This is a genomic window from Dellaglioa carnosa (assembly GCF_026948345.1).
In the GTDB taxonomy this organism is placed as follows: domain Bacteria; phylum Bacillota; class Bacilli; order Lactobacillales; family Lactobacillaceae; genus Dellaglioa; species Dellaglioa algida.
The window spans coordinates 285,546-304,349 of record NZ_JANXLI010000001.1 but is presented as its reverse complement, the minus strand read 5'-3'; the positions used below and the strand labels follow the sequence as shown (position 1 = coordinate 304,349).

The 18,804-nt window shown below is 35.6% G+C and carries 17 protein-coding genes; 2 read left to right on the top strand and 15 right to left on the bottom strand.

Annotation, left to right across the window (positions count from 1 at the left end; genetic code table 11):
* Nucleotides 1-4: 4 nt before the first annotated feature.
* Complete coding sequence (locus N0K80_RS01470) at nucleotides 5-1,933, top strand: PTS fructose transporter subunit IIABC (protein ID WP_269023553.1); 1,929 nt, start codon at nucleotides 5-7, stop codon at nucleotides 1,931-1,933.
* Nucleotides 1,934-2,041: 108 nt separating this feature from the next.
* Here N0K80_RS01470 and uvrC read toward each other — a convergent pair whose 3' ends face one another.
* The 3 genes from uvrC to N0K80_RS01455 form a co-directional block, all read right to left on the bottom strand.
* Nucleotides 2,042-3,811 carry an excinuclease ABC subunit UvrC gene (gene uvrC, locus N0K80_RS01465; RefSeq protein WP_057973923.1) on the bottom strand — a complete coding sequence of 590 codons (1,770 nt, stop codon included), beginning with the start codon at nucleotides 3,809-3,811 and terminating at the stop codon, nucleotides 2,042-2,044.
* A gap of 112 nt (nucleotides 3,812-3,923) precedes the next feature.
* Complete coding sequence (locus tag N0K80_RS01460) at nucleotides 3,924-4,658, bottom strand: amino acid ABC transporter ATP-binding protein (protein ID WP_269023552.1); 735 nt, start codon at nucleotides 4,656-4,658, stop codon at nucleotides 3,924-3,926.
* Nucleotides 4,651-6,063 carry an ABC transporter substrate-binding protein/permease gene (locus N0K80_RS01455; RefSeq protein ID WP_269023727.1) on the bottom strand — a complete coding sequence of 471 codons (1,413 nt, stop codon included), beginning with the start codon at nucleotides 6,061-6,063 and terminating at the stop codon, nucleotides 4,651-4,653. Before N0K80_RS01455 ends, N0K80_RS01460 begins: the two co-directional genes overlap by 8 nt.
* A 249-nt stretch (nucleotides 6,064-6,312) precedes the next feature.
* On the opposite strand from N0K80_RS01455, the gene N0K80_RS01450 reads away from it, so the two are divergent.
* On the top strand, nucleotides 6,313-6,465 hold the full coding sequence (locus N0K80_RS01450) for an SPJ_0845 family protein (RefSeq protein ID WP_169787606.1): 153 nt from the start codon (nucleotides 6,313-6,315) through the stop codon (nucleotides 6,463-6,465).
* Nucleotides 6,466-6,500: 35 nt separating this feature from the next.
* On the opposite strand, the gene N0K80_RS01445 is transcribed toward N0K80_RS01450, so the two are convergent.
* The 12 genes from N0K80_RS01445 to rpsO form a co-directional block, all read right to left on the bottom strand.
* A complete protein-coding gene (locus N0K80_RS01445; protein WP_057973921.1) occupies nucleotides 6,501-6,794 on the bottom strand; it encodes a nucleoside triphosphate pyrophosphohydrolase family protein in 294 nt (97 codons plus the stop codon).
* On the bottom strand, nucleotides 6,784-7,389 hold the full coding sequence (yihA, locus tag N0K80_RS01440; protein WP_057973920.1) for a ribosome biogenesis GTP-binding protein YihA/YsxC: 606 nt from the start codon (nucleotides 7,387-7,389) through the stop codon (nucleotides 6,784-6,786). Before yihA ends, N0K80_RS01445 begins: the two co-directional genes overlap by 11 nt.
* 121 nt (nucleotides 7,390-7,510) lie before the next feature.
* Nucleotides 7,511-7,972: a hypothetical protein gene (locus tag N0K80_RS01435; RefSeq protein WP_269026174.1), complete on the bottom strand. Its 462-nt coding sequence runs from the start codon at nucleotides 7,970-7,972 to the stop codon at nucleotides 7,511-7,513.
* A 22-nt stretch (nucleotides 7,973-7,994) separates the two neighbouring features.
* The gene (locus tag N0K80_RS01430; protein WP_269023550.1) at nucleotides 7,995-9,062 is read right to left on the bottom strand and encodes a DUF916 and DUF3324 domain-containing protein; all 1,068 of its coding nucleotides are present in this window, start codon (nucleotides 9,060-9,062) and stop codon (nucleotides 7,995-7,997) included.
* 119 nt (nucleotides 9,063-9,181) lie between these two features.
* The gene (clpX, locus tag N0K80_RS01425; RefSeq protein WP_269023549.1) at nucleotides 9,182-10,444 is read right to left on the bottom strand and encodes an ATP-dependent Clp protease ATP-binding subunit ClpX; all 1,263 of its coding nucleotides are present in this window, start codon (nucleotides 10,442-10,444) and stop codon (nucleotides 9,182-9,184) included.
* A gap of 177 nt (nucleotides 10,445-10,621) precedes the next feature.
* On the bottom strand, nucleotides 10,622-11,920 hold the full coding sequence (gene tig / locus N0K80_RS01420; protein ID WP_269023548.1) for a trigger factor: 1,299 nt from the start codon (nucleotides 11,918-11,920) through the stop codon (nucleotides 10,622-10,624).
* A gap of 151 nt (nucleotides 11,921-12,071) precedes the next feature.
* Nucleotides 12,072-13,259: an elongation factor Tu gene (gene tuf / locus N0K80_RS01415; protein ID WP_057973915.1), complete on the bottom strand. Its 1,188-nt coding sequence runs from the start codon at nucleotides 13,257-13,259 to the stop codon at nucleotides 12,072-12,074.
* A 315-nt stretch (nucleotides 13,260-13,574) separates the two neighbouring features.
* Nucleotides 13,575-14,495: a hypothetical protein gene (locus tag N0K80_RS01410; RefSeq protein ID WP_269023547.1), complete on the bottom strand. Its 921-nt coding sequence runs from the start codon at nucleotides 14,493-14,495 to the stop codon at nucleotides 13,575-13,577.
* A gap of 59 nt (nucleotides 14,496-14,554) precedes the next feature.
* Entirely contained in the window at nucleotides 14,555-16,282 is a 1,728-nt protein-coding gene (locus N0K80_RS01405; RefSeq protein ID WP_057973913.1) for a ribonuclease J, read from the bottom strand.
* A 20-nt stretch (nucleotides 16,283-16,302) separates the two neighbouring features.
* Entirely contained in the window at nucleotides 16,303-17,172 is an 870-nt protein-coding gene (dapA, locus tag N0K80_RS01400) for a 4-hydroxy-tetrahydrodipicolinate synthase (protein ID WP_269023546.1), read from the bottom strand.
* A 20-nt stretch (nucleotides 17,173-17,192) separates the two neighbouring features.
* On the bottom strand, nucleotides 17,193-18,242 hold the full coding sequence (locus tag N0K80_RS01395) for an aspartate-semialdehyde dehydrogenase (RefSeq protein ID WP_057973911.1): 1,050 nt from the start codon (nucleotides 18,240-18,242) through the stop codon (nucleotides 17,193-17,195).
* A 150-nt stretch (nucleotides 18,243-18,392) separates the two neighbouring features.
* Nucleotides 18,393-18,662: a 30S ribosomal protein S15 gene (gene rpsO, locus N0K80_RS01390; protein ID WP_057973910.1), complete on the bottom strand. Its 270-nt coding sequence runs from the start codon at nucleotides 18,660-18,662 to the stop codon at nucleotides 18,393-18,395.
* Nucleotides 18,663-18,804 lie beyond the last annotated feature (142 nt).

The following is an 18,804-nucleotide window of genomic DNA, read 5'->3' as shown; positions in this document are numbered from 1 at the left end:
CATTATGGATTTAAATGAATTATTACTTAAAGATGTCATGATTATGGATCTTCAAGCAACAACCAAAGCTGAAGCTATTGATGAGATGGTTCACAAGTACTTTGAAGCCGGTGTAATCGACGATGAAGATCTTTACAAGCAAGATATTTTAAAACGTGAAGCGCAATCAACAACTGGTATCGGCGAAGGTATCGCCATGCCACATGCTAAAAATAAAGCTGTTAAACGTGCGACCGTTTTATTCGCTAAAAGCAAAACGGGCCTTGATTACGACTCGCTTGACGGTCAACCTACGTTCTTATTCTTTATGATTGCTGCTCCTGAAGGCGCAAATGACGCTCACTTACAGGCTTTGGCTGCCTTATCTAGTTTATTAATAAACCCCGACTTAGTTGCCAAGCTAAAAACGGTTACTACTCCAGATGACGTACAATCTGCATTTACAGCAGCTGAAAATGAAAAAGAAGCTAAAGAAGTCGCTTCAAGGCTTGCCGCTAAAAATAACGATGCAAAACCATCAGGTAACCCCTATATTGTTGCCGTAACTGCCTGCCCCACTGGTATCGCACATACCTATATGGCTGAAGCTGCTCTTATCAAGCAAGCTGAAGAAATGGGCGTAGACATCAAAGTTGAAACAAATGGTTCAGAAGGTATTAAGCATCGTTTAACTGATGAAGAAATCCAACGTGCATCTGGCGTTATCGTTGCCGCTGATAAAAAAGTTGCTATGGATCGTTTTAATGGTAAACCTTTAATTAACCGTCCCGTAACTGACGGTATTAAAAAACCTGAAGAATTAATTAACAGCGCGGTAAGCGGAAAAGCACCCATTTATCACGCTAAAGGAACAGATACTGCCGAAACTGATGGAGAAACATCTGGTAGCGTTTGGAATGAAATTTACAAAAACTTAATGAACGGTGTCTCACATATGTTGCCATTCGTTGTTGGTGGCGGTATCCTAATGGCCCTTTCATTCATTGTTGAACAATATGTTCCTGGTGGTTCACAATCACAAACTTTTATCTTCTTAAATGGAATTGGTAACTATGCTTTTGCATTCTTGGTACCTATCCTAGCCGGATTTATTGCTATGAGTATTGGTGATCGTCCTGCCCTCATGCCCGGTATTGTTGGTGGGTATATGGCTAACTTTGCAGCTGCCAATGTTATCAAAACGGAATCTGTTTCTGGATTCCTAGGTGGTTTAGCCGCCGGATTCATTGCTGGTTACGTTATTGTTGGTCTTAAAAAACTCTTTAAGAACTTACCTAAATCATTAGATGGCATGAAACCAATTTTAATTTACCCTATTTTATCGTTACTAATTGTTGGCGCAATTATGTTCTTCATGGTTAATCCCGTTTTTGCACAAATTAATCATGTCTTATCTGATTTCTTAACACATATGGGAACAGCTAATGCAGTATTAATTGGTACTATTCTTGCCGCAATGATGGCCATTGATATGGGTGGTCCATTTAACAAGGCTGCTTATACCTTCTCAATTGGTGTCTTCACTTCTACTGGCGATGGTAAAATGATGGCTGCCGTTATGGTCGGTGGTATGATTCCACCTCTTGCCATCGCTATCGCTTCTACATTCTGGAAAAACAAATTTTCTGAAGATGAGAGAAAAGCTGGATTATCTAACTATATTCTGGGTATTTCATTTATCACCGAAGGTGCAATTCCTTACGCAGCAGCAGATCCATTACACGTTATTACGTCAAGTGTCATTGGTGCCGCAATTGGTGGTGGATTAAGTCAGTTCTGGAATGTCTCTGTTCCTGCTCCTCACGGTGGCCTTTGGGTCATTGCACTTGCAACTAACAAAACATTCTACTTATTATCTGTTTTAATTGGTGCCGCAGTCGCTGGTATTATTTTAGGGATTTGGCGTCCAGTTGCAAAAGAAAATAAAAAATAATAGTTTACTTTTAAGAATCATTGGGATTACTCCTGATGGTTCTTTTTTGTGTAAATAAAAGACCTAATACTTATCAAAGAGTCTGATAAATATTAGGTCCCGTTAACTTTATAGCGATAATTTGATTGTTTGCGCAACCGTTTTAGAAATGCCTAGTCCCTGCAATTCTTCCATAGAGGCTTCCTTAATATGTTTCATAGAACCAAATTCTTTCAAAAGTTTGGTTTTAGTCTTAGGCCCGACTCCTTGAATCGAATCTAGTCGAGAACTCAACGAGTGCTTCGAATGAACTTGACGATGGAAAGTAATTGCGAATCGATGGACTTCATCTTGAATTCGCTGCAAAAGGTAAAACCCTTCACTTTTTGGATCTAGTGATAGTCTTTGATCTGTATCACCAAACATTAAATCAGACGTTTTATGTTGATCATTTTTAACCATTCCCGCCACTGGAATCATTAAATTTAATTCGTTTACTAAAATATCTTTTGCGGCTTCAATTTGAATTTCAGCACCATCCATCAAAATCAAATCCGGCATGGGCTTTCCCTCTTTCAAAAGACGCGTGTAACGTCGCCGAATAACTTCGCGCGTACTTGCTGCTTCATCCGCATGATCAACCGTATTAAGCTTATATTTACGATACTCGCTCTTTTCAGGCTTACCATCAATGAAGCTAACCATTGCCGAGACTAAATCAGCCCCTTGTATATGAGAATGATCAAAGGATTCAATTCGATGACCTTCCGGAATACCCATGGCATCCGTAATCTCTTTCATGGCACCAACCGTTTTACGTCCATCTAATTCCAAAAGTCTGAATTTTTCTTCAAGTACCAATCGTGCATTCTTTTTAGCTAACTTTAAGAGTTCACTCTTTTGTCCACGTTGTGGTGTTCGAATTGGAACCTGTAAAATATCAGATAAGACATCAGTGTCAATTCCCGCCGGAACCAATATTTCTTTTGGTAACACATTATTTTTTCGATTATAAAACTGAAGAATAAATGTTGCCATCTCTTCTTCTGGCGTTGTCACAATTGGGAAGAGTCTTTTTTCCCGTTTCATTAATCTAGCTTGTCTGATAAAGAACACCTGAATTGATAACCACCCTTTATCTAAATAAAAATTAAATAAATCTCGCGGCGTATTATCATTCGAAATAATTTTTTGTTTTTCAACTGTCACTTCGATGAAATGAATTTGATCACGTAATTCCGCAGCTCGTTCAAACGATAAATCGTCCGCCGCATGAACCATTTCTTTTTTTAATCTTTGCTTGGCAACTGTTACATTCCCATTCAAGAACGATTTAATTTTTTTTATTTGAGCCTCATATTTTTCATGCGGTACTTCTTTAAAACAAGGACCTAGACATTGACCCATATGGTAATACAAACAAGGACGCTTCTGGAACCCATTACATCTGCGCAAAGGATAAACCTTTTGTAAAAACTGTAGCGTTTCTTGAGCCGCATAGACATTCGGATAAGGTCCAAAATAAAATCCACCATCCTTATTAACTTGACTAACAATTTGCATCATCGGATCTTTTTCGTTAGTAATTTTAATATAAGGATAGCCCGTACCCTTTTTCAATTTTATATTGTAATAAGGTTGATGTTTCTGAATCAAGGTAATTTCTAACAAAAATGCTTCTTTATCCGTCGACGTAATAATCGTTTCAAAATCAACAATTTGAGAAACTAATTTTGCTGTTTTTCCTTCATGGGCACTCTTAAAATAAGAGCGTACACGATTCTTTAAGTTTTTTGCTTTTCCAACATAGATAATCTGACTATTTAAATTTTTCATGATATAACATCCGGGTAAGGCCGGTAACAATGCTAATTTATTTTCAATATGCTCTGAAGCCAATCAACACACCTTCTTTACGTTAATAGATAATACTTGAATTATACCCCGAACAGTTGTTTGAATAAAGAAAATAGATTCCAAGTAAACTAAACGTCTACTTGGAATCTATTTTTTATAATATTTTCGATAAAAAATCTTGCGCACGTTCAGATGTTGGATGATCAAAAACATCTTCTGGACGCCCTTTTTCTTGAATATACCCTTGATCCATAAACCAAATTTGATCGGCTACTTCTCTAGCGAAGCCCATTTCATGTGTGACAACAACCATTGTCATCCCATCACTTGCTAAAGTCTTCATGACTTTTAAGACTTCTCCAACCATTTCCGGGTCCAATGCGGATGTTGGTTCGTCAAATAGTAAAACCTCTGGATCCATTGCTAATGCCCTAGCAATAGCAACCCGTTGTTTCTGACCACCCGATAAACTCTCCGGATATTGAAATGCTTTATCAGCCAATCCAACTTTTTCTAATAGATTAGATGCGATTTTATCCGCCTCTGCGTCTGACATATTTTTAACTTTTATTGGGGCCAATTTTATATTCTCAATCACATTCATATTTGGGAATAAGTTAAATCCTTGAAAAACCATACCCATTTTTTCTCTCAATTGATTTAAATCTTTTTCATTCAAACTTGTTAAATCTTTACCTTCAAAAAGTACATTTCCAGATGTTGGCACTTCAAGTAGATTTAAACAACGTAGAAAGGTACTTTTCCCAGATCCAGACGGACCAATAACACATATAACCTGTCCTTTATCAACGGACTCAGAAATATCTTTTAAGACTTCGTTCTTTCCAAAAACCTTCATTAATTTATTAACTTCTATAATTTTAGACATGCTTCATCTTCCCCTCGAAGTAATTTAACAATTTAGATAAGCTAAACGTTAGAACAAAATAGAGTACCATTGCAACAAAGATAGGTGCAATTCCCTTATAAGTTGCCGACTGAACCATCTTCATTTGGTAGATTAAATCCGTAACCCCAATAATTGAAACAATTGAACTTTCTTTAATTAATGTGATAAATTCATTCCCCAATGCTGGCCAAATATTTTTAAGCGCCTGCGGAATAATAACCGATTTGTAGGTCTCCTTTTGCGAAAGCCCCAGACTTCTTGCGGCTTCCATTTGTCCATCATCAATTGAGCCAATTCCTGAACGAATCACTTCCGCGATATATGCACCGGAATTAAGTGATACTGCAATTATCCCCGCGAGTAGTGCTGGAACGTTCACAATCATTCCAATACCAAAGTACACGAACATTACTTGAATCATTAACGGCGTACCACGAACAAATTCAATATATGAAACGGCAATCACCTTGATAATTTTATTTTTTCCTAAACGCATAAGTGCAAGTAACGTTCCCAGTATTACACCAACAACAACTGAAATTGCCGTAATAAGTAATGTATACCCAATTCCTTTTGCAAAATATTTCCAATAATGAATCATTGTGTTATCAGCTGTATTTTTAGTTAAATAATTACTTGCTTCAGGTAAATACGTTTTATTAATTAAATCTTTATCTTTAATTTCTTTAATTGATTTATTTGCGGCCGCCACAAGCGCGTCTGATTTTTTTGCAAATCCAGCAGCTGCGCCTCTTGCGTCGGCTGCAGAAACGAATCCCGGATTAACGACTGCTAGTGAACTATCATTTTGCGCATATGCTTTTGCCGTTGGCTCTTCCATTGCGACCCCTGCTACTTTGCCACTTTTAAGTGCCAATATTAAATCTGTAACTTTAGCTAATCCTTTAATATCTACATTATTAATTTGTTCCTTACTCATTGAATACTGAAGTGAGCCAGTTTGTGCTCCAACCGACAGTCCCGAAAAGTCATTCAATTTTTTATATTTATCTTTGTCCGCTTTATTAACCAACATCATTTGTTTACCGTTATAATAAACATCTGAAAAATCGATACTCTTCTTTCGATCATCTGATGGATTCATACCAGAAATCACCATATCAATTTTATGAGTTTCAAGACCCACAAGTAATGAATCAAAATCCATCTTTTTAATGACTAATTTAACGCCAATATCTTTAGCTATTTTTCTCGCTATTGAAATATCAAACCCAACAATTTTGTCATTACCGTTAACCGTTGTCTGAAATTCGTATGGCGGGTAATCAGGACTTGTTCCAAGTACTAATGTCCCTTTATCTTTAACGTCTTTTAATGAATTGTCTGATGCAGCATTTACATGACCAACGTTAATTAGCAACATTAATAACGCGATTAATATGCCTGTGACCCATTTCTTATTTATTTGCACAATTTTACTCCCCTTTTTTAACTCTCTTATTAGTGAATAAATTGATTATAGACTTTAAAGATTTTTTATGCAATTAAATACATTAAAAAGTTCTTTTTATACATTTTTATATTAATAAAAACGCTTTTTATGCATCATTCAATTATCTTGTATTCATTTTACGAAACTGTTATTCTATATTTACATAAGGAGGCTACATTTATGAGCTTAAAAATCCAACGCCAAGATAATTTAGAGAGTTTATTCGACAAATTTGCCATTGATCCCAAAAATCCTGCCAAGGTTGAACTTAAACCTTCAGAAACAGAAAAAAAACCTGACTCTGATACAAAAGAATCAAAACTAAAAAAATAAAGAAAACCGATAAGCTTAATGCTCATCGGTTTTCTTTATTTTTTGAATCCGTCAGGATATCGTTTATTTAATTTTAAAATGTTATCTTTTGCGACATCATCAAATTCAATATCCGCCCATTCGGCAATTTGAGATAAGTACCAAAGTACATCGCCCATTTCTTTGGTTAATTTTGTTTTGTCTAACTCTCTGCCTTTAAAAGTATAGTCCTTAATTAGATCGACCAATTGTCCACCCTCGGCTGCAACACCTAGAGCACAATTAGTTAGAACCTGTTCAGTCCCGTATAAGGTACGATTTGCGGCTTCTTGATATTCATTAAATTCCATTTTTTTCTCCTAATCCCGCATGTTTTTCAATCCATTGCCAGATTTCTTCTTTTCCGGACTTATCTTGTGCCGAGAATAATACAAAATCATCCTCAGGAGTCAGAGACAATGAACGGCGGATAATACTCTCATGCTGGTTCCATTTACCACGAGAAATTTTATCACTTTTCGTCGCAACAACCAATACAGGAATATCATAATAATGAAGAAAATCGACCATTTGAACATCTAGTTTAGTCGGTTCATGGCGAGCGTCAACTAACGAAATAACGCCTCTCAACGTTGTTCGTTCGGCCAGGTACGTTTCAATCATTTGTCCCCACTTCGCGCGTTCCGTTTTTGATACTTTTGCGTACCCATATCCTGGGACATCTACAAAAAATAGTTCTTGTTCCACGTTATAAAAGTTTAATGTTTGCGTTTTTCCGGGTTGACTAGAAGTTCTCGCATAACTTTTACGATTAATTAACGTATTTATTAATGATGATTTACCAACATTTGAACGACCCGATAATGCAATCTCAGGAATACCATCCGTTGGATACTGTGCTGGTGCAACGGCACTCATAACTAACTCAACATTATGAACATCCATATTAAACACCTTCCTTTCAATACTCAAACCATTTTACCATATAAAAATGCGTTCATGTAACTTAATCTAAATCAAAAAAACATTACAACATCAAGTAAGTTACCAAGATGTTGTAATGTTTTTATTTTACTGCAGCCATTTGAATAATCCAGACCATTTGTATTTCAGAACGTGCTACCACCCGCGTTGTCAAAATTTGAAATAAAGTGTGGGGCCAATAAAATAAATATTCACCACTGCTATCTTTCGCATTAGTCAATAGATTAATTGAATCTCCAGAAATCAGATTACCATCGGTCTCCGGAATATTATTTAATCCAGCTTCCAACTCTGGTCGTACCACGTTAACCCGAACAATTCCATTTGATCTATATTTTAATCTGCCTCTTAACTGCCACGATGGCGTTAATCCATCAGTCGCAACAATTTGCAAATACGGTGATTTCACGTTATCGCCATCAGTGTAATCTTGATATCCTGATCCATCTTTTTTTACATGCGAGTTAACTGTATCGGGTATTGTTTCATACCCATACAAAATATCTGCAGACACGCTCTTGGTCGCCGCAAATATGCTAAACAAAACAAATAAAAATATTAAGTGCTTACTTATCAGCTTTTTTCTTATCAACATATCTCTTAATAAGGAAAAAGATTAGTACGAATAAGATTGCAAGACCAAGACCCAATGCAACATACCATAACGGATTCATTGGTTTTTTAGGATCGGCGATAGCCTCTTTATTATATTTGCTAGCATCGTCATTTGTAATTGTAAAGTTTTTATTGAAATTCCAAGTATTTTTACCACTTGTTGCCACAGCTTTTAACGTATAGTCACCAGATTCTAATTGTCCCTTATCATAGAGCATTGGGAACTTAAAGTTTGAATTAGGTGCCATTGACAAATTCTTTAACGTTGTTTTCTGTAAAACATCAGATGAGCCTTTTTTTGTGATTTCAGATTTAATCGTTAATTTAGGAATAATCACGGCTGTATCATTTTGGAACACGGGGAATACCCCTTTACGATAGTTTCGCATACCGGCCTTAACCGATAAAAGATTCATATTTGGTTCAACAGTTTTCTTTTCTAAAATCTTAATCCCAATCGCATATGAGTATGCATTTGAAATCGAAATTCCTTTTTTATTACTTGATGCTTTAGCTGAATCGTCAACCTTTTCAAAGTACCAACTACCTAATAAAACACCATCAAAACTATCTTTTGGCATGGTAATTGTGGCCTTAACAATTTTACTTCCTTTAGCAGGAACTGTTACCACACTTCCCGAATCCATCTTAGTTAGTGATGCTAAAGGATATTTCATTGATTTATCAATATCCTTTTTTTCTAATTTTTTGGTGTATTCAAGTTGACCATTGTCATTAGTTGAAGCCGTGTAAACAGCATTTCTAATTTTTAATGCCTTATCTGAAGAGTTAAAAATTTTAACAGAAATTGTTTCTTCCGCCTTAGCGTCTAACTGCATATCAAAATACGATTGTTTTAAACTTTCTTTAACTTGTTTATCAGATTGAATACTTTGTACGCTGTAACCAATATTATTTGCGGGAGCTGCAGCTTCAACTGACTTATTAAATAAGCCAATTCCACCCAATAATGCCCCAGAAAATCCAAATAAAAGCGCTTTTTTTAATGTTTTATTCATGACGTCCACCCTTTATTATTTATTAAAATTATTAACCTTAAATTCATTATACTACATTTAGATTAAGAGCCATTATCTTTTTTTTAGCGTATACTCACTATTTTTGAAAGTTAATAACATTAAGATGCTGCTTTTGTGTTACCTTTTCTTATTACAGGACCTTCAGTTTGGTCTACCGTTGCCTTAGTAATAATCACGCGTTCAATATCTTCTTGACTTGGAATATCAAACATCACATCCCGCATTGTTTCTTCAATAATTGAGCGTAATCCACGCGCCCCAGTATCACGTTTAATGGCGAGTTCTGCAACCCTTGATAATGCTTCAGGCTCAAACTCAAGCGTAACGCCATCTAATTCAACGAGTTTAGTATATTGTTTAACCAATGCATTCTTAGGTTCTGTCAGAATTCTAACCAAATCAGCTTCTTTTAATTCTTCTAAAGCAGTCATAATTGGTAAACGACCAACAAATTCAGGAATTAAACCAAATTTCAATAAATCTTCCGGAATAATTTGTTGCATGACACTATTTTCTTCATCAATTGTTTCGGTACCTGAATCAGCTCCAAAACCGATTGTTTTATCGCCCAAACGATTTTTTACCATCGTTTCAATTCCAGCAAATGCGCCACCAACAATAAATAAAATATTTTTTGTATCAATTTGAATTAATTCTTGTTGTGGGTGTTTACGACCGCCTTGAGGCGGAACACTGGCAACTGTACCTTCAAGAATTTTCAAAAGAGCTTGTTGGACGCCCTCTCCAGAAACATCACGCGTAATTGACACATTTTCACTTTTCTTTGCAATTTTGTCAATTTCGTCTATATAAATGATACCTTTTTCAGCTTTTGCAACATCATAGTCAGCACTCTGTAATAACTTTAAAAGAATGTTTTCAACATCTTCTCCAACATATCCAGCCTCTGTCAATGTAGTTGCATCTGCAATAGCGAATGGCACATTTAAAATCTTAGCCAAACTTTGTGCTAAATACGTCTTACCAGACCCAGTAGGACCAACTAAACAGATATTACTTTTTTGTAATTCAGTTTCATCGTTATCGTCCGCTTCAACTTCTAGCATATGGTTAACGCGTTTGTAATGGTTGTACACGGCAACAGACAACGTTTTTTTAGATTGATCTTGTCCAATTACATAATTATTAAGTTTATTCATAATTGCCTGTGGTTTCAACACAAGTAAAGGTTCAGAAGACATTTGTTCTCTGAATTCCTCATCGATGATTTCTTTACATAAATCAACACATTCATTACAAATATATACGCCAGGACCAGCTACAATTTTCATTACTTGATCTTGTGATTTACCGCAAAAAGAACAGTTCACGGGTCCACCTTCTTCAGTATTTTCAAACATTCTCTCACCTCATATTTTCTCTTATAGTCTTTTACTTCACGTATATACATTCTATCAAATTTACCGCTATTTCGCTAACATTTGAATTTAAAACTGCTTAACAAAAAAGACTGAAGCGAAAAAATCGCCCCAATCTCATTCGTTTAAATCAACTAATCAAAATTCTGAATTAGCAGATTATTTTTTCATTTTAGCTTCTTCAACTGCTGAGTCGGCTAATTCGTCAACAACTTTTTTGATAGCAATATCATGCTTAACCATATCGTCTGAAAGAGCAGAACGAACTGCATCTTCTTCCATACCATATTGTTCTGCTAAGTTTGAAATTTCAGATGAAACTTCTTCTTCTGAAGGTTCAATCTTTTCAGCAGCAACGATAGCTTCTAACACAAGGTTTGTTTTAACGCGACGTTCTGCGCCTTCTTCAAACTGTTTGTGTAAGTCATCTTCACTTGTACCTGTCAATTGGAAGTACATCTTAGTATCAATTCCTTGTTGTTGCATGTTTGCAAGGTATTGATCCATTTGACGATGAACGTCTTCTTCAATCATTGAGTTAGGTATTTCATCAACTTTAGCATTATCAACTGCTAATTCGATTGCTGCATCTTGAATAGCTTCCTTAGCTGTTGCATCTTTTGTTTCTTTAATTTGATCTTTTGTTTTTGCTTGTAATTCTTCAAGAGTGTTAACTTCTTCATCAACATCTTTAGCAAATTCATCATCCATTTCTGGAAGTTCTTTACCCTTAACTTCATGAACTTTAACAGCAAATATAGCTTCTTTACCACGTAAGTCTTCTGCTTGGTAATCTTCGGGGAATGTAACTGTTACGTCCACATCTTCGCCCGCTTTATGTCCAACTAATTGATCTTCGAATCCAGGAATAAATGAATTTGAACCTAATTCAAGAGTATAGTTTTCTGATTTACCACCATCAAATGCAACACCATCAACTTTACCTTCAAAATCAATAATCACGGTATCGCCAGAAACAGCTGCTTCGTCTTCCTTAAGCACAAGTTCAGCTTGTTGTTGACGTTTTGCTTCTAAGTTATCTTCAACATCTTTTTTCGTTACTCGACGTGATTGTTTAGGAACAGTTAGGCCTTTGTAATCTCCTAGCTCAACTTCTGGTTGAAGTGTAACTTTAGCTTTAAGTACCCATGTAGAATCTTTTTCTAAACTGTCAATGTTAATATCAGGTTGATCAACTGGTGATACTTTAACTTCTTCAAGTGCCTTTTCATATGCTTCTGGCAATAAGATGTTTAAAGCATCTTCATACAATGATTCTTCACCGTACATTCTGTTAAATACTTGACGTGAAACTTTTCCTTTACGGAATCCAGGAACAGTTAAATCTTTCTTAACTTTTAAGAAAGCTTTTTCTAATCCTTCTTTAATTTTATCAGTTTCAATTTCGAATGTAATTTCTCCATTGTTTTTACCTTGTTTTTCAAATTTTGCTGACATTGTTTTCCCTCCGATAGAACAAAAATTTTATATTCGTACTCTTTATATACTTGTCTATTTTACCGTATCATTGCTAGATTGTAAATGATTATAAAAAAAAATTCGGAAAGCAAAAGCTTTCCGAATTTCTTATTTTTAATTTAATTAAAAATTAATCGTCAATTTCTGAAACAACTCCGGCACCAACAGTACGGCCACCTTCACGAACAGTAAATTTAAGACCTTTTTCAATAGCAACTGGGGCGATTAATGAAACTGTAAATGTAACGTTATCACCAGGCATAACCATTTCTACGCCTTCTGGCAATTCAATAACACCAGTAACATCAGTTGTATGGAAGAAGAATTGAGGACGGTAGTTTGAGAAGAATGGAGTATGACGTCCACCTTCTTCCTTAGAAAGGATATAAACTTCGCCTTTGAATAATTTGTGAGTCTTGATTGAACCAGGTTGGGCAAGAACTTGTCCACGTTCGATTTGTTCGCGATCGATACCACGGAGTAAAGCACCAACGTTATCGCCGGCTTCACCTTCGTCAAGTGTCTTACGGAACATTTCGATACCTGTAACTGTTGTTTTAAGGACATCTTCATGTAAACCAACAATTTCAATATCGTCTCCGACTTTAACTGTACCACGGTCAATACGACCTGAAGCAACAGTACCACGACCAGTAATTGTAAATACATCTTCAACTGGCATCAAGAATGGTTGGTCTGTAGGACGAACTGGTGTTGGGATGTATGAATCAACAGTATCCATTAACAATTCAACTTGTTTTACAGCTTCTGGATCGCCTTCAAGGGCTTTAAGAGCTGAACCACGGATAACAGGAATATCATCGCCTGGGAAATCGTATTCGCTTAATAATTCACGAACTTCCATTTCTACAAGGTCTAATAATTCTTCATCATCAACCAAATCAGTTTTGTTCAAGAACACGATAAGGTAATCAACACCAACTTGGCGAGCAAGTAAGATATGTTCACGTGTTTGAGGCATAGGGCCATCAGTTGCGGCTACAACTAAGATAGCACCATCCATTTGTGCAGCACCAGTGATCATGTTTTTAACGTAATCAGCATGTCCTGGAGCATCGATATGTGCGTAATGACGTGCAGCTGTTTCGTATTCAACATGGGCAGTATTGATAGTAATACCACGTTCACGTTCTTCAGGTGCAGCATCGATTGAAGCGAAATCTGCTGCTTCACCGAAACCTTTGTCTGATAATACTTTACTGATTGCAGCTGTTAAAGTTGTCTTTCCGTGATCGACATGTCCGATAGTACCAATATTAACATGGGGTTTTGTTCGTTCGTAATGTTCTTTTGCCATGAATAAGAGCCTCCTAATGTTTTTGTAAGAATAAAACAGTTTTAGAAAATCTAACCCTGATGATTCTTTGTTTTTATTATACTACTTCCCCATTAAATAACAAAATACATTATCATTTAAATAAAGAAGAATCCTTAAAATATTATATAGACTGTTTAGAGTTTTGTAAATACCTATTTAAAGAATACTGAAACTTTTTATCTCGTCTTAAAATAACCTGGTTAAATCTACACTCATACAACTAAATCTAAGTGAAATTTTGGATTCCTTGTTAGAATATCATAGATTGTTAAAAACGGCTAGCCCTACCTATTTTTAATTCATTATTTCGGTCAATTCTCTAGAAATTAATTGATCTAACGAAATCATATCTTTTAAATTTTCAGTAGTCTTAAAGGTAGATTCAATTCCTAATTCACTCTTAACCAGCTCAATCCACTCTTCCTCAACACCCAAAAACAGCCCTGCAAAGGGATAAATCATCCCCAATTTTAAATTTAACATGTGATTTAAGGATTTATTTAATTGCACATCAACGGTTCCATCATCATTTTTAGTTAATTGATTGATTTTTCGAACCACTGGCTCGTTTTCATTCGCAACTAAATTTTTCATGTTTATTTTTTTGCGCGTATCATTAATCCATAAATAATCCAATATATCAATATTATTAGGAATGCTCTGAACTTCTTGTAACAAACTTGATTTAATGATTGGATGCACATCTTTATCAATAAATATAATTTGGCACGCCTCAATAAATTCTTTTTTTGGCAAGATTAACCCGGTCTGAACCATTTGTTGCTGTCCGAAGAAATCCATTGAGCCTAAATGCGAAAATTGTCGTTCATTTTGTCTTAACTGCTTACCCGCATTTTCGCGGTATTCACTTTCTGCATTCTCAACTATCGGCGTCGCAAAAGGTTGTTGTTTAACCAATTTCCAGGCTTGAATAAATTTATTGTTTTTCAACAAAATATTTATATATATTGCGAATTGATCACCACGTTTTAAGTACTCACCATAAAATTCATCAGCAATAGCTAATGCCTCATCAAATTGCTCATCTAAAACCAATGCGTTAACTAATAATTTATTTGTTTTAAAGCTTCGATGCCCAACATAGTTCTTTGTAAAAAGCTGAGTTGCTAATTGATAATTTTTTTCAATTATGGCTTTTTTTGCTAATTGATAATTTTGTTTTTCTTGGTCGGGAAACGGAATAATATCTGGCATAATGTCCTCTATTTATTATTTATAAAAAAAAGATAACAGCATTGTGTTATCTTTTTTGTTTATTTTTCATTGCTTTTTACATCGGCCGGTTTAACTTCTTTCGGTTTAGATGGTTTTCTATGGTATTGATTAATTTCCATTATGACAGGCAAAATAACTGGACGTCGTTTTGTTTGTTCATATAAGAAATGACTCATTTTTTCACGAACATCCTGTTTTAGATGTCCCCAATCAAATTCTTTATTGTTTAAATTATCTTGTACTGTTTCTGAAACGATTTCTGCACTTTTTTCAATCAAATCAAGACTCGTTTTTGTATAAACAAACCCTCTTGACGTAATTTTAGGCTTATTAATAATTTTCTTCTTTTTGCGATCAATGGTAACAACCGCAATAAAAATGCCATCTTCAGAAAGAATTTTACGATCTCTTAATACAATATTACCAATATCACCGACACCGATACCATCAATCATTGTGTTACCAGCTTCAACTTGCGAGCCTAAATTCATTTTACCTTCTGAGTAACTTAAAACGTCACCTTTACCAGTAATGAAGATATGATCATATGGCATCCCTAAAGTATGGGCCAAATCAGCATGCGCCGCGAGTAAACGATACTCACCCTGAATGGGTACCAGATATTTAGGTTTCATTAAATTAATCATTAATTGTAAGTCATTTTGTCCAGCATGACCTGACGAATTTAGTTCGTCAGAAATGGCTTTCACATCAGCTCCCGCACGATAAATAAGATCCCTTGTTTTTGCAACATTAGTTTCCATAGCCTTTGATGTCGTCGTTGTGATAAAGACGAGATCTCCTTCATGAATATTAATAGATTCATGTTGATTTAAAGCCATTCTTTGTAATGATTTTAAGGGTTCACCCATCTTACCAGTTTCCAAGATTATTAATTGATCATCATCATATTTACTAATATCACTCATTGGAACAATCAATTTCTCATCAGGAAGAATGATTTTATTCAAATCCATAGCCGTTTTAACGATTTTCTCAACATCATGGCCAGTTAATATCACTTTACGATGACTTTCATTAGCGGCATTTAAAATTTGTTGTACTCGGAGTATATTTGATGCCACGCAGGCAACAATAATGCGTCCTTTTTGATATTCAAAAGTTTCATTAATATATTCATCTATTGCACTTTCATTAACCGTTGGAAAAGGATTTTCGGCGTTAGCTGAATCACTCAATAATGCCAAAACGCCATTTTTACCAATTTCAGCTAATCTTCCAAAGTCTGTTTGATAAGCCGGTGCCGCAGCTTGATCAAATTTAAAATCACCTGTGTACACAATTTGACCTTCATCAGTACCTAGAACAATTCCCAATGATTCTGGGATTGAATGGGTTGTTTTAAAGAATGAAATTGTCGTTTTTCCAAAATCAATTTCAGTCTGATCATTAACAACATGAAAATCATTAAATTTACTTGCTTTAGGATCATCCGCAATATTAATTTTTGCTAACGCGATAGTCAATTCTGACCCAAAAACAGGCACGTCAAACTCGCTCACAAAGTATGCTAATGCACCAATTGCATCTGCATGTCCATGAGTTAAGAAAACACCAACTATTCGGTCTTTATTTTCTCTCAAGTAGCTGAAGTCAGGAATGACAATATCAATTCCTAACAACCCATTTTCTGGATACATTAATCCAGAATCAAAAATAAATAAATCTTCGTCCACTTCAACAACGTACATATTTTTACCATTCTCTCGAACGCCACCAAGTGGAATTATTTTAACCTTGCTCATTACTTCACCTCTTACATATTTTATATTTTTAATGTTTCTATTAGTTGCTTCGTTTCATCTTTATTCAAAGATTGGATTGGTAATCGACAGTCACCCACATGGATACCTCGATAATTTAAAGCAGCTTTAGCCGGACCCGGAGAAGGTAAAGCAAAAAGTGCAACCATTTTTGGTGTCAACTCTCTTTGAATATCTCCTGCAAGTTTAATATTTCCTTCGTTCAAAGCCTGATACATTTTTGTCATTTCATTACCAAAAATATGACTTGCAACCGAAATAACACCATTAGCACCGAGTACTTTTGCGGTTAAGCTATCAGTATCTTCACCCGTATATACGAAGAAATCATCAGGTGTTTGTTCAATAATAATACTTAAGTTCTCGCTACCTGTGCAATCCTTGATACCGACAATGCGCTCGTTGGCTGACAGTTTAACAATTGTCTCAACAGACATGGTAACACCTGTACGCCCAGGAATATTATAAATAAAGATGGGTAATTCTGTTGCACTAGCAATTGTTTCAAAATGCGCAATCATACCCTTTTGATTAGGCTTATTATAATATGGCACAACAACTAATGCCGCATCCACACCCGGAATATTCGCGACTTCATTCGTGAATTGGATTGTTTCCATTGTGTTATTTGAACCTGTTCCCGCCATAATAGGTACCCTGCCGTTCACAAGACTTACAGTTTCTTTAATTAAACTTATTTTTTCTTCTTCACTCAGTGTTGGAGATTCGCCAGTTGTTCCATTGACTAAAATACCTTTTGAACCCGTCAAAATTAAGTGTTCAATTAACTTTTTTAATCGATCATTATCGACTTGATTCTGATCATTAAATGGCGTTACCATTGCTGTCATAATATCTACGTTTTTAAACATTTAATTTACTCCTTTCATTTTTATTTTGGGACTCTTAGTAGGTCTAATTCATGTAATTTTTCAGCAATTTGAACCGAATTCCAAGCGGCACCTTTTAATAAATTGTCTGAGACAACCCATAATTGAAATGCGTTATTTTGCTCTAAATCAGCTCTAACGCGACCGACGAACGTATCCTTTTTACCCGTAGCATTAATTGCTTGTGGGTAAATCTGGTGTTCTGGATCATCTTGTAGAACAACACCAGGAGCATCTGAAAGAATATTTTGAATCTTTTTAACAGAAGCGTCATGACTCTCAATTTCAAACCATACGGATTCTGAATGGCTAACGACTACCGGTACGCGCACACAAGTTGCGGTTACCTGAATATCTTGATCAGACATTATTTTTTTAGTTTCATGAATCATTTTCCATTCTTCGTGTGTATAGCCCGTATCTTCAAAAACATCAATTTGAGGTAGCGGATTAAAAGCAATAGGATAATGCTTTTTATCGCCTGAAGCGGGTAAAATGCCTGCTTGCATCTCTTCACCGTCAAGATAAGCTTGAGTTTCATCTTTTAATTCTTGAATAGCTAAGTTTCCGGCACCACTAACGGCTTGCATTGTCGTAACGACTACTTTTTTCAATCCATAATTTTTTCGAATTGGTTCCAAAGCCACAACCATCTGAATGGTTGAACAATTAGGATTAGCAATTAAGCCCTTATGTTCATAAAGTGCCTGCTCGTTAACCTCTGGAACAACTAATGGAACATCTGGATCCATTCTAAACGCGCTGGTGTTATCCACCACAACCGCGCCCCGTTTAATTGCTTCAGGTGCGAATTTTTTTGATACACCGCCACCGGCAGAAAATAAAGCCAAATCAACATTCTCAAAAGAATCAGGCGTTGTTTCTTCTACAGTAACATCCTGACCCTTAAATTTTAAAACTTGTCCCGCAGAACGTTTAGATGCCAAATATTTAATACTGTCAATAGGTAGACTCGTTTCTTCAAGCATTTGAATCATTCTTGTTCCAACGGCGCCTGTAGCGCCGACCACTGCAACTCTATATCCGTCCATTGAAAAAAACCTTCTTTTTCTTTATTTGAATCTCAATTATACCATAAAATTTATGAACGTTTTGCATTTAGCTCACTTATTACATCGAGTCATTCTAATTTTTCTAAATAAAAAAAGCAAAACTCCTATATAAGAGTTTTGCTTTTAGTTTTAACGACGAAGACCTAAGCGTTGGATCAATTCACGGTAACGTTGAATATCTTTGTTACGTAAATATGCTAAAAGGTTACGACGATGTCCGATTTTCTTCATCAAACCACGTTGTGAAGCGAAATCTTTTTTATGAACGCCAATATGTGCATTCAATTCGACGATATCTGCAGTAAGTACAGCGATTTGTACTTCAGCAGAACCTGTATCGCCTTCTTGACGAGCATAGTCCTTCATAATTTCTGTTTTCTTTTCGTTTGTAATTGCCATTAGTGTTTCCCACCTTTCTGAATCTAAATGCCTAAAACCGAGTAAGTCGTCGGTGAGACGTCAACAAACTAAGTTAAAGGTTCTTTGGAACAAATCTAACTTTACTAAAATTCGGAACATTTTGCAAGTTTTTTATAACTTA